This is a genomic window from Janthinobacterium sp. 75, from assembly GCF_004365495.1.
Lineage (GTDB): Bacteria > Pseudomonadota > Gammaproteobacteria > Burkholderiales > Burkholderiaceae_D > Janthinobacterium.
Genome location: NZ_SORD01000001.1, coordinates 4,609,842 through 4,621,646 on the forward strand (window position 1 = coordinate 4,609,842; position 11,805 = coordinate 4,621,646).

The 11,805-nt window shown below is 59.7% G+C and carries 11 protein-coding genes; 4 read left to right on the top strand and 7 right to left on the bottom strand.

The features are described 5' to 3' along the window. Positions 1–64 precede the first annotated feature (64 nt). The gene (locus C8C89_RS20945; protein WP_101480721.1) at positions 65–748 is read right to left on the bottom strand and encodes an RlmE family RNA methyltransferase; all 684 of its coding nucleotides are present in this window, start codon (positions 746–748) and stop codon (positions 65–67) included. A gap of 42 nt (positions 749–790) precedes the next feature. Between C8C89_RS20945 and C8C89_RS20950 the strand changes: the two genes are divergently transcribed. Continuing rightward, complete coding sequence (locus tag C8C89_RS20950; protein WP_010397237.1) at positions 791–1,261, top strand: YhbY family RNA-binding protein; 471 nt, start codon at positions 791–793, stop codon at positions 1,259–1,261. 194 nt (positions 1,262–1,455) lie between these two features. Here C8C89_RS20950 and C8C89_RS20955 read toward each other — a convergent pair whose 3' ends face one another. From C8C89_RS20955 to C8C89_RS20980, 6 genes are all read right to left on the bottom strand, one after another. After that, positions 1,456–1,899 (bottom strand): DUF4149 domain-containing protein, encoded by a 444-nt coding sequence (locus C8C89_RS20955; RefSeq protein WP_208327802.1) that lies wholly within the window; start codon positions 1,897–1,899, stop codon positions 1,456–1,458. Continuing rightward, complete coding sequence (gene greA, locus C8C89_RS20960) at positions 1,899–2,375, bottom strand: transcription elongation factor GreA (RefSeq protein WP_010397233.1); 477 nt, start codon at positions 2,373–2,375, stop codon at positions 1,899–1,901. The genes C8C89_RS20955 and greA overlap by 1 nt, the downstream gene beginning before the upstream one ends. Before the next feature lie 168 nt (positions 2,376–2,543). Then, positions 2,544–5,783: a carbamoyl-phosphate synthase large subunit gene (carB, locus tag C8C89_RS20965; protein WP_101480719.1), complete on the bottom strand. Its 3,240-nt coding sequence runs from the start codon at positions 5,781–5,783 to the stop codon at positions 2,544–2,546. Then, entirely contained in the window at positions 5,776–6,954 is a 1,179-nt protein-coding gene (gene carA / locus C8C89_RS20970) for a glutamine-hydrolyzing carbamoyl-phosphate synthase small subunit (protein ID WP_101480718.1), read from the bottom strand. The genes carB and carA overlap by 8 nt, the downstream gene beginning before the upstream one ends. Positions 6,955–7,249: 295 nt before the next feature. Then, positions 7,250–7,654 (bottom strand): heme-binding protein, encoded by a 405-nt coding sequence (locus C8C89_RS20975; protein WP_034757420.1) that lies wholly within the window; start codon positions 7,652–7,654, stop codon positions 7,250–7,252. 59 nt (positions 7,655–7,713) lie between these two features. Beyond that, positions 7,714–8,625, bottom strand: a complete 912-nt coding sequence (locus tag C8C89_RS20980; RefSeq protein WP_101480717.1) for a patatin-like phospholipase family protein — start codon at positions 8,623–8,625, stop codon at positions 7,714–7,716. Between the two features lie 167 nt (positions 8,626–8,792). On the opposite strand from C8C89_RS20980, the gene C8C89_RS27200 reads away from it, so the two are divergent. From C8C89_RS27200 to leuA, 3 genes are all read left to right on the top strand, one after another. After that, entirely contained in the window at positions 8,793–9,455 is a 663-nt protein-coding gene (locus C8C89_RS27200; protein WP_208327744.1) for a hypothetical protein, read from the top strand. Then, on the top strand, positions 9,452–9,739 hold the full coding sequence (locus tag C8C89_RS27205; protein WP_208327745.1) for a barstar family protein: 288 nt from the start codon (positions 9,452–9,454) through the stop codon (positions 9,737–9,739). Before C8C89_RS27200 ends, C8C89_RS27205 begins: the two co-directional genes overlap by 4 nt. Positions 9,740–10,097: 358 nt before the next feature. Further along, on the top strand, positions 10,098–11,804 hold the full coding sequence (gene leuA, locus C8C89_RS20990; RefSeq protein WP_133992320.1) for a 2-isopropylmalate synthase: 1,707 nt from the start codon (positions 10,098–10,100) through the stop codon (positions 11,802–11,804). Position 11,805: the final 1 nt, after the last annotated feature.

Here is an 11,805-nt window from a genome sequence, read left to right on the forward strand (position 1 = left end):
ACAATTTAGGCTTTTATGCCATCAGACGCTACTGCACTTCTCGTTCCCATGTGCGGATTCCCTCTTAAATATCAAGGGCGGAATCATCTTCTTGCACGGCATTTTTCAGGGGATTCTTGATTCCACGGCCCATCAGGAAGATTTCCGACGATTTATCGCGGCTAGCCTTGGGCTTTTTCTGCACCACGACCTTGAATTCAGCGCGGAATTTTTCCACGATCTGGCTGAAACCCATGTCTTTGAAGCATTTCACCAGCAAGACGCCCGATGGTTTCAAATGCAATTGCGAAAATTCGATGGCCAGGTCGATCAGGTGTTCCATGCGCGCGGCGTCCGCAGTGGCGATGCCCGACAGGTTGGGCGCCATGTCCGACAGGACCACGTCAACCTTGCGCCCTTGCAACACCACTTCCAGTTGGCGCAGCACGCGCGCCTCGCGGAAGTCGCCCTGAATGAAGTGGAAGTCGGCGATCGGCTCCATTTCCAGCATGTCCAGGCCAATCAGGGTACCATTGACCCCGCCGCCGTCCTTGCCAGCCAGCTTGCGCCGCGTGTACTGGGCCCAGCTGCCTGGAGTACAACCAAGGTCGACAATCACCTGGCCAGGTTTGATCAGTTTTTCGTCTTCATCGATTTCTTTGAGCTTGTATGCTGCCCGGGCGCGGTAGCCCTCTTTTTGCGCCAACTTCACATAAGGATCATTTATGTGGTCGTGCAACCAGTTTTTGTTTAATTTCTTCTTTGCCATTCGCGTAGAATACTGCTTTTAAGGGAATTACTAAATATTATTATGCTAAAACTTACACCCGTAGAGCGCAGCGCACTGCGCGCCGAAGCACACGCGCTGAAGCCTATCGTCATCATTGGCGAAGCGGGCTTGACACCTGCTGTCCTCAAAGAGATCGACCTTGGCCTGGATTCGCACGGCCTGATTAAAGTCCGCGTGTTCGGCGACGACCGCGAAGCCCGCGTCGGAATGTACGATACGATTTGCGGCAATCTCGGCGCCGCCCCGGTACAACATATTGGCAAACTGCTGGTAATCTACCGTCCGAAAAAAGAAGTGGTTAAGGAGAAGGTCAGCGCCGGCAAAGGCATGCGCGAAGTGACCATCGTCAAGGCCAGCGCCAGCGGCACCAAGCGCCCCAGCGTGACGAAAGTCATGATCAAGGGCAATGAGCGCGTTACCGAAGGCGGTTCCATCAAGCGTGCCAAGCCACGTCAGAAAAGCGCCAAGAAAAGCGCACTGGGCAGCAAGTAAGCCTGTTCACCCGGCAACCGCAAGGCTGCCGGGCTTGAAACAAGAAGCGGAGCACGGGATATCCCCTGCTCCGCTTTTTTATTGCCGCTGCGGCGTCGGATGACGCGTGGCCTACGGCCTCGCTAGTCCGACCTACGTATTGTCATGTAGGTCGGATTAGCGCGCAGTGCGTAATCCGACAAGCACGGCAGCGATTACTGCTGTTTCCAGATCAGCACACCCGCCAGCAAGCTTTGCACGGCAAAGATCAGGGTCGACACGCCATGCAGCATGCCGAAGCGGCTGCGCATGGCTTCGTCCATGATGCCAGACGGGGCTTGCGCCTTGAGTTCAGCCATCAGGGGCGAGATGCCGAAATGGCTGAGCAGCGCGCACACCAGCATGGACAGCACCAGCGCGGCCAGCAGGCGCCGGCGTTTCAGCTCCAGCGCGCCCGCGCCCCATTGCAGCAAGGCCAGCAACACCAAGGCACAAGCGATGGACAGCCAGGCCTCGGCGCGGAACATGCTGCCGGCGATATTGCCAGCCAGCACGCGGTCGCTCAAGGTGCCAAACAGGGTCGGCGCCACGATGAAGCCGATGGTCCACAGGCTGCCCGCCCACAGGGTGGCAACGAGGAGGCGCACGCGGTTCAGCATCAAATGTACAGTACTTCCAGGATTTCGTATTCGCGCGGGCCGGACGGCGCCTGCACTTCCACCACGTCGCCGGCGTATTTGCCGATCAGCGCGCGGGCGATCGGGGACGTCACGGACACTTTGTTCTTTTTCAGGTCGGCTTCATCGAGGCCCACGATCTGGTAAGTGACTTTCTGACCCGATTCCAGGTCTTCCAGGTTCACGGTGGAGGCAAACACCACGCGGCCCTCCGCGTCGAGCGCGGTCGGGTCGATGATTTGCGCTGCGCCCAGCTTGCCTTCGAGCTCGGCGATACGGCCTTCGACGAAGGCCTGACGTTCCTTGGCGGCATCGTACTCGGCGTTTTCCGACAAATCTCCGTGCGAGCGCGCTTCGGCGATCGCATCGATGACGATGCGGCGTTCCTTGGTCTTCAAATGATGCAGCTCTTCCTTCAGAAGTTCTGCGCCGTATTTGGTCAATGGGACTGAGGTCATGTTATCTCTACTATCTGCTAGTTATCGGCGCCGTTGCAGCGTTTTGTCGCGCTTAACGGACTTACCAAGTGAAAACCACAGAGGCCGCGCGCTGCTCTGCACGGAACTCTGTGGTTGATAAGTATGCAGTGTACCGCCTAACGGCGGCCACTGCAAATGACACGCGGACTATTCAGCTTGCTGCAGGGTCTTGTGCAGGCCTTGCAAATCGTACACACGCAACTCATCGAGGTGACGGATGCCTTCGACGGCCGCTTCCGCACCGGCGATGGTCGTGTAGGTCGTTACGCGCGAGGCCAGGGCCGAGGTGCGGATGGCCCGCGAATCGACGATGGCGCTGCGCTTTTCTTCCACGGTGTTGATCACCAGCACGATTTCATGGTTCTTGATCATGTCGACGATGTGCGGACGACCTTCGATCACCTTGTTCACTGGCGTGACGGCGATGCCGGCAGCAGCGATCACGGCCGCGGTACCCTTGGTGGCGACCACGGTGAAACCGGACTCGACCAGATCACGCGCCACTTGCACGGCGCGCGGCTTGTCCGACGCTTTCACGCTGATGAAGACCTTGCCCGATTTTGGCAGGTTCACGCCGGCGCCCAGTTGCGATTTCACGAACGCTTCGCCGAACGTCAGGCCCACGCCCATGACTTCGCCCGTCGATTTCATTTCAGGGCCCAGGATGGTGTCCACGCCCGGGAACTTGACGAACGGGAACACGGCTTCCTTGACACTGAAGTATGGCGGCACGACTTCCTGCGTGATGCCTTGCGAAGCCAGCGACTGACCGACCATGCAGCGGGCGGCGATCTTCGCCAGCTGCAAACCGGTGGCTTTCGACACGAAAGGCACGGTACGCGAAGCGCGTGGATTGACTTCCAGCACGAAGACGACGTCTTTCATTTCGCCATCGATCTCTTGTTTCTGGATCGCGAATTGCACGTTCATCAGACCGACCACGTTCAAGCCCTTGGCCATCAGCGCCGTCTGGCGTTTCAGCTCATCAATGGTTTCTTGCGACAGCGAGTACGGTGGCAAGGAGCAAGCCGAGTCGCCCGAGTGCACGCCAGCCTGTTCGATGTGTTCCATCACGCCGCCGATGAAGGTGGTTTCGCCGTCGGAGATGCAATCGACGTCGCACTCGATGGCGTCGTTCAGGAAGCGGTCCAGCAACACGGGCGAATCGTGCGATACCTTGACGGCTTCGCGCATGTAGCGCTCGAGGTCGCGTTGCTCATGGACGATTTCCATGGCGCGGCCGCCCAGCACGTACGATGGACGCACGACCAGCGGGTAGCCGATTTCCTGCGCCAGCGCCAGAGCGTCGGCTTCCGTGCGCGCGGTGCGGTTAGGCGGCTGGCGCAGTTCCAGCTTGTGCAGCATTTGCTGGAAACGCTCGCGGTCTTCGGCCGCATCGATCATGTCGGGCGAAGTGCCGATGATAGGCACGCCATTCGCTTCCAGATCCAGCGCCAGTTTCAATGGCGTCTGGCCGCCGTACTGCACGATCACGCCCACCGGTTTTTCGATGGCGACGATTTCCAGCACGTCTTCCAGGGTCAGGGACTCGAAGTACAGGCGGTCCGAGGTATCGTAGTCGGTCGAAACCGTTTCTGGGTTGCAATTGACCATGATGGTTTCATAGCCGTCTTCGCGCATGGCGAGGGCAGCGTGGACGCAGCAATAGTCAAACTCGATACCCTGGCCGATACGGTTCGGGCCACCGCCCAGCACCATGATCTTTTTCTTGTCGGTCGGGTTCGATTCGCACTCTTCGTCGTACGTGGAATACATGTACGCCGTGTCGGTCGAGAATTCCGCCGCGCAGGTGTCGACGCGTTTGTAGACGGGACGGATACCCAACTCGTGACGCTTGGCGCGGATGGCAGTGTCCGATGTCTGCAGCAGGAAGCCCAGGCGACGGTCCGAGAAGCCCTTCTGTTTCAACTTGTACAGGGTGTTCTTGTCCAGGTTGTCCAGCTTCTGTGTGTCCAGCCACAGTTCCAGGTCGACGATTTCCTTGATCTGTATCAGGAACCATGGGTCGATCTTGGTCAGGTTGTGCACTTCTTCCAGGGTGAAACCCTGGGCAAACGCATCGCCCACGTACCAGATGCGCTCAGGACCGGGCTCGCCCAGTTCTTCTTCGATCTTTTCGCGGTCCTTGGTCTTTTCATTCATGCCGTCCACGCCCACTTCCAGGCCGCGCAAGGCTTTCTGGAACGATTCCTGGAAGGTACGGCCTATGGCCATCACTTCGCCGACGGATTTCATCTGCGTCGTCAGGTGGTGGTCGGCGGTCGGGAATTTCTCGAACGTGAAACGGGGGATCTTCGTGACGACGTAATCGATCGACGGCTCGAACGAGGCCGGCGTGGCGCCGCCCGTGATTTCATTGCGCAGCTCGTCCAGGGTGAAACCGACGGCCAGCTTGGCGGCGATTTTCGCGATCGGGAAACCCGTCGCTTTCGATGCCAGGGCCGACGAACGCGATACGCGCGGATTCATCTCGATGACGATCATGCGGCCATCGACAGGGTTGATCGAGAATTGCACGTTCGAGCCACCCGTGTCGACGCCGATCTCGCGCAGCACTGCCAGGGAGGCATTGCGCATGATCTGGTATTCCTTGTCCGTCAGGGTTTGCGCAGGAGCCACCGTGATGGAGTCGCCCGTGTGCACGCCCATCGGATCAAGGTTTTCGATCGAGCAAATGATGATGCAGTTGTCCGCCTTGTCGCGCACCACTTCCATCTCGTACTCTTTCCAGCCCAGCAACGATTCTTCGATCAGCAGCTCTTTCGTCGGCGAGGCTTCCAGGCCGCGCTTGCAGATGGTTTCGAATTCTTCTTCGTTGTAGGCGATGCCGCCGCCGGAACCGCCCATGGTGAACGATGGACGGATGATGGTCGGGAAGCCCAGCGTGCGCTGCACGGCCCACGATTCTTCCATCGAGTGCGCCACGCCGGAACGGGCCGAACCGAGGCCGATCTTGGTCATCGCGTCCTTGAACTTGGAACGGTCTTCCGCCTTGTCGATGGCTTCCGGCGACGCACCGATCAGCTCGACGTTGTATTTTGCCAGCACGCCATTGTTGAACAGGTCCAGCGCGCAATTGAGCGCCGTCTGGCCGCCCATCGTCGGCAGGATGGCGTCAGGACGCTCCTTGGCGATGATGCGCTCAACGACCGACCAGGTGATCGGTTCGATATAGGTCACGTCGGCCATTTCCGGGTCCGTCATGATGGTCGCAGGATTGCTGTTGACCAGGATGACTTTATAGCCCTCTTCGCGCAGGGCCTTGCACGCTTGCGCGCCGGAATAATCGAATTCGCAGGCCTGGCCGATCACGATCGGGCCAGCGCCAATAATCAGAATACTTTTAATATCTAAACGTTTAGGCATTTTTCTTTTTCTCCTCCGCAGCCATCAAGTTGATGAAGCGGTCAAACAGGTAAGCAACATCCATCGGGCCCGGCGACGCTTCAGGGTGGCCCTGGAAGCAGAAGGCCGGCTTGTCCGTGCGGGCAAAGCCCTGCAGGGAGCCGTCGAACAGCGATTCATGGGTCACGCGGCAATTTGCAGGCAAGGTTGCCGCGTCGACTGCGAAACCGTGGTTTTGCGAGGTAATCAAGACTTGCTTGGTTTCCAGGTCTTGTACCGGGTGGTTGGCGCCGTGGTGGCCGAACTTCATCTTCAACGTTTTCGCGCCGGAAGCGATCGCCATGATCTGGTGGCCGAGGCAGATGCCGAAGGTCGGGATACCCTTCTCGATCAATTCCTTGGTCGCCGCAATGGCGTAATCGCACGGTTCCGGGTCGCCGGGGCCGTTCGACAGGAAGATGCCGTCCGGGTTCAAAGCCAGGGCGTCGGCAGCGCTCGCTTGCGCAGGCAGCACGGTGACTTTGCAGCCGCGTGCCGTCAGCATGCGCAAGATGTTGCGCTTGACGCCGTAGTCGAAGGCGACCACGTGGTATTTCGCGTCGGCGTCCGCCAGCTGGCCATAGCCTGCACCCAGGGTCCATTCCGTTTCGCGGTATTCATAGGCAGTCTTGCTTGATACCACCTTGGCCAGGTCCATGCCGGCCAGGCCAGGGAAGGAACGGGCCAGTTCCAGCGCTTGCGCGGCGGATGGCTCGTTGCCTTGCGTACCGACCAGGATAGCGCCGCCCTGCGCACCTTTTTCACGCAGGATGCGCGTAAGCTTGCGTGTATCGATGCCGGCGATGGCGACGATATTTTCAGCTTTCAGGTAATCGGACAGGGAGAGGGTGGAACGGAAATTGGATGCCAGCAATGGCAGATCGCGGATGATGAGGCCAGCGGCGTGTACCTTGGAAGACTCGACATCTTCCGGATTCACGCCCGTATTGCCGATATGCGGATAGGTCAGGGTGACCATCTGGCGGCAATAGCTTGGGTCGGTAAGGATTTCCTGATACCCGGTCATGGAGGTGTTGAAAACAACCTCGCCCGTGGTATGACCGGCGGCACCGATCGAAAAACCTTTAAAGATCGTTCCATCAGCAAGCGCTAATATGGCTGGAACGGCAGGGCCAGAAAAAAATGGCGGCAAGGGCAACTCCTGATAAAGTTACCGTAGCTGCGCCACGTCAGACCGACCGCCTAGATACCCGAGCCAGATGCACTCAGGGTGTTTCAACGGTCATTTTGAATGAGGGGATGGGTAGTCGCTACGGTATATGTGTGATTGGCTAAACCTTTGAATTATAACCAAAAGGAAGCTTTTCCACAAGGAAGAAAATGTGGAATGGCCGGCATTTTTTTGCACAGCAGCATAAATCCACCGCCCCATGAAAAAAGCCGCCCGGCTTGCGCGGGGCGGCTTGCAAGGCTATAGCGCCTATTAATTACACTAACGCAGCAATACCGGCTTTCGCGATTTGCGCGTCTTCCGCCGACTTGACGCCCGAGACGCCAACGGCGCCCACGTAGTGACCATCAAACACGATGGGCACGCCGCCCTCGAGCAAGCCGTCGATTTCCGGCGCGCTCAGGAATGATACTCGGCCGCCATTGATCATCTCTTCATAGATGCGCGACTCGCGGCGGCCCAGTGCCGCCGTCTTGGCTTTCGATGGGGCAATGTGCGACGAGATCGGCGCCACGCCATCCATGCGCTGCAGCCACAGCAGGTGGCCGCCGTCATCGACGATGGCGATCGTGACCGCCCAGTTATTCTTGACCGCTTCCGCTTCGGCGGCGGCAGCGATTTTCTTTACGTCGTCCAGGGTCAAAATCGGTTTCGATTGCATGGTGCATCCTTGTTATGTTGAATCAAAATTGTATACGAAATGCGCAGCAGCGCTATCGCTTACTGCTCGCGTTTGGCTTTCAGCTTTTGCTTGAGCTGCGCCATGACGGCAAACGTCGCCTGCTCACCCGCCAGAATGGCCTGGTTGCGGCTGTTAAAATCGTTGCCCTTCATGGTGCCCAGGCTGGGCTGGATCACCACGTCCGCATCCTTGAGCTCGAACTGGTTGATGCGCTGGCCCATGATGGCAAACGTCTGCATGATCACCTCCATCGAGCTGATGGCCTTTTGCGTATCCGTTTGCGACGAGATATTCACGGCGATAATGAAATCGGCGCCCATGTCGCGCGCAAAGCGCACGGGCACGGGAGCGACCAGGCCGCCATCGACATAGGTGTGGCCGGCTATCGTCACGGGCTGGAACACACCGGGCACTGCCGACGAGGCGCGCACGGCCATGCCGGTGTTGCCACGCTGGAACAGGATCGGCTGGCCATTTTTCAGGTCGGTCGCCACCACGCCAAACGGAATCTTCAGCTTTTCCAGGGGCAAGCCGCCGACAGCCTTGTTGACATAGCTTTGCAGCGCTTCGCCTTTGAGTACGCCGGACGACTTGCCGAACAGGGGCAAGGCCCAGTCCGAAATGGCCGCCTCGTCCATGTCAAAGGCCATCTTTTGCAAGGCAAAGCCGGAGTTGCCTGCCGCATACAAGGCGCCCACGACGCTGCCGGCGCTGGTGCCGGTGACAATGTCGGCATGGATGCCCTGCGATTCGAGCGCCTTGATCACCCCGATATGCGCAAAGCCGCGTGCCGCGCCGCCACCCAGCGCCAGGCCGATCTTGATCTTGCGCGGCGCCACGACGATGGGCTCGGGTGGCGTCAATACTTGTACGGGTTTCGGGGCGGTGGTATCGCAACCGGCCAGCACAAAGGCGGCCAGGGCAAGCAGGGTCAGGCGTTTAGGAAACATAATGGCAGAAGAGAACTGCGCGCGGCAGTGGCAACAAAGGAGTGCCGATTGTAGCGCAAGCGGGGTTGCCCGCACTAAAGGCTGTCTTAAATGATTGCGGTGACAATGTTTCCGTGCGCGCTGCCCCGGCTGTTAGACTGGCCGTTGGCTCCCCACCCTTCGATGACATGTCCGACGAATATCAATTTTCCGACAGCCGCGCCCTGAGCGCCCCATTTGCACAACAGTTATCCAGCTATCCTCCCGATGGCGCCCTCGCCTGGCTGACCGCCATCCTCGCCACGCAGGCGCCCGCGCTGCGTTCGTCGAACGCCATCTTGCTGGCCTACACCGGCAATCCAGCCGCATTGGCCTGGATCGACGACCATGTCGGCTCGCCCGTGGCGGGGCAATGGGGCGTGACGGCGGCGCTGCTGGGCACGCCTTGGCCGCGCATCGCTGGCTGGCTGCAGCGCGGCGGCCCGCACCGGCTGATGGCGCTCGATACCCTGCATGCCTACCGCAGACCAGCCGCCAACATGTCGCCGCTGGAACAGATTGCCGCGCCTGTGCTGCCGCAAGCGCCCACGCGCGCCCACCTCGATGCCGCGCTGGCCGCCTGCCTGGCCGCGTCAGCGACGCCGCGCATCCAGGCGGCCGTCAACTCGATCAACAAGCATGTGGACGACATCCTGCGCGGCGGATCCCGCGGCGTGGCCGTGGCCGACTTGCCGCGCCTGTACCTCGACCCGGCACCGTTCAACGATGCTTCCTCCATCCTGGAGCGGCACGAAACAGTGGTGGGTGGCATGCGGCAAAACCTGCAGAACCTGCTCAAGGGCATACTGTGAACAGGCCAGCCCATATCAGCATCGACTTGAGCGATATCAACACCGCGCGCCAGCTGCATGCCACCCTGGCAGCCGCGCTGGCCTTTCCTGCCAATTACGGCATGAACTGGGATGCCTTCTGGGATGCCATCACTAGCCTGGTGGATATGCCGCAACAGTTACAATTCATGGGGTGGCACGTGCTGGAAGAGCGGCTGCCGCGCGATGCGGCCATCCTGCAGCGCATCCTGGCGCGCATGGCGCACGATGCACCGGACGGGGCGACGCAGGTACATTACATGTAGAACGGAAACGCTTGACAGCCGCGCCCAACTTCCCGTACATTAAGTGCATGTCCTCCTTCAAACATTCCTCCCCTTCCCTGCTGTCGCTATCGCGACTACACCTAGCACGCGCATAAGTTTGCCGCATTGCTTCGCCTGGCCACACGCCGGCGTGTTTCAAAAAACCTGGAAGGTTTGATGATGTTTGCACCATCCCCCGCTACACCCGTAACTTCTGACGCGACCGCCACCGCTGGCGCCGTTGCCCTGCTTTGCCTGCTAAAACTACCGACCGCTTGCCTGGCCTAGTGTTGCGTGGCCGCCCGGCAAGCTTGCGCCACAACCATTGATTTCCCCCTATCTTCAGGAGTACCCGATCATGATGTTGCAAAACCCAGCTTCCAAATACCGCGCCTTTCCTCCCGTCAAATTGACCGACCGTCAATGGCCAAACCAGATTATCAGCAAACCGCCTATCTGGATGAGCACCGACTTGCGAGACGGCAACCAATCCTTGATCGAGCCCATGAGCGCGGAAAAGAAACTGCGGTTCTTCGAGATGCTGATCGCCATCGGCCTGAAGGAAATCGAGGTGGGCTTCCCATCGGCATCGCAGACGGATTTCGACTTCGTGCGCAAACTCGTCGATGAAGGCCGCATCCCGGACGACGTCACCATCATCGTGCTGACCCAGTCGCGCGAAGAATTGATACGCCGCACGGTGGAATCGGTCGTCGGCGCCAAGCGCGCCATCGTCCACCTGTACAACTCGGTGGCGCCCGTGTTCCGCAAGGTCGTGTTCGGCATGTCGCGCGAAGAAATCACGAATATCGCCACCACCGGCACCACCTTGGTAAAACAGTTGGTAGCCCAGCATCCGGAAACGGAATGGGGCTTTGAATACACGCCGGAATCGTTTTCCACCACCGAGCTCGATTTCTCCAAGCATATCTGCGACGCCGTCAGCGCCATCTGGAAGCCGACGCCGGCCAACAAGATGATCATCAACTTGCCATCGACCGTGGAATGCAGCACGCCGAACGTGTATGCGGACCAGATCGAATGGATGTCGCGCAAACTGGCGCGCCGCGACTCCATCATCATCAGCGTGCACCCGCACAACGACCGCGGCACGGCCGTCGCGTCGGCCGAACTGGCCGTGATGGCGGGCGCCGACCGCGTCGAAGGCTGCTTGTTCGGCAATGGCGAGCGCACCGGCAACGTCGACCTGGTCACCCTGGCGATGAATTTGTACACGCAGGGCGTGCACCCGGGTCTGGATTTCTCCGACATCGACAACGTGCGCAAGTGCGTGGAGGAGTGCAATCAGTTGCCCGTCCACCCGCGCCACCCGTATGCGGGCGACCTGGTCTTCACGGCGTTTTCCGGCTCGCACCAGGATGCCATCAAGAAAGGTTTTGCCAAGCAACAACCGGACAGCATCTGGGAAGTACCGTACTTGCCGATCGACCCGGCCGACCTGGGCCGCAGCTACGACGCCGTGATCCGCGTCAACAGCCAGTCCGGCAAGGGCGGCATGGCGTATTTGCTGGAACAGGAATACGGCCTGGTCTTGCCGCGCCGCCTGCAGATCGAATTCTCGCGCGCCGTGCAAGCCGTGGCCGATGCCACGGGCCGCGAAATCGCCGCACAGGATATCCATGAAATTTTCCAGAAGGAATACCTGGAGCAGACGGCGCCGTACGCCTACGCCTCGCACCGCATGGTGGAAGACACGAACAGCGATGAATCCGTGCAGATCGACATCAGCCTGTCGCACCGCCAGACCCCGCTGGCCCTGCAAGGCGGCGGCAACGGCCCCATCGATGCCTTCGTCAATGCGCTGGGCCTGGACATCAAATTGATGGATTACCATGAGCATTCGATCGGCTCGGGCGCCAACGCGCAAGCGGCTTGCTACGTGGAACTGCGCCTCGACAACGGCCCGACCCTGTTCGGCGCCGCCATCGACAGCAATATCGTCACCGCCTCGTTCAAGGCCGTGCTGTCGGCCGTGAACCGCCGCATCGGGCAGACGGAAGCCGAAAAAACAACAGCGGCCGACTTGGCGGCCAGCGCCGCCTGAG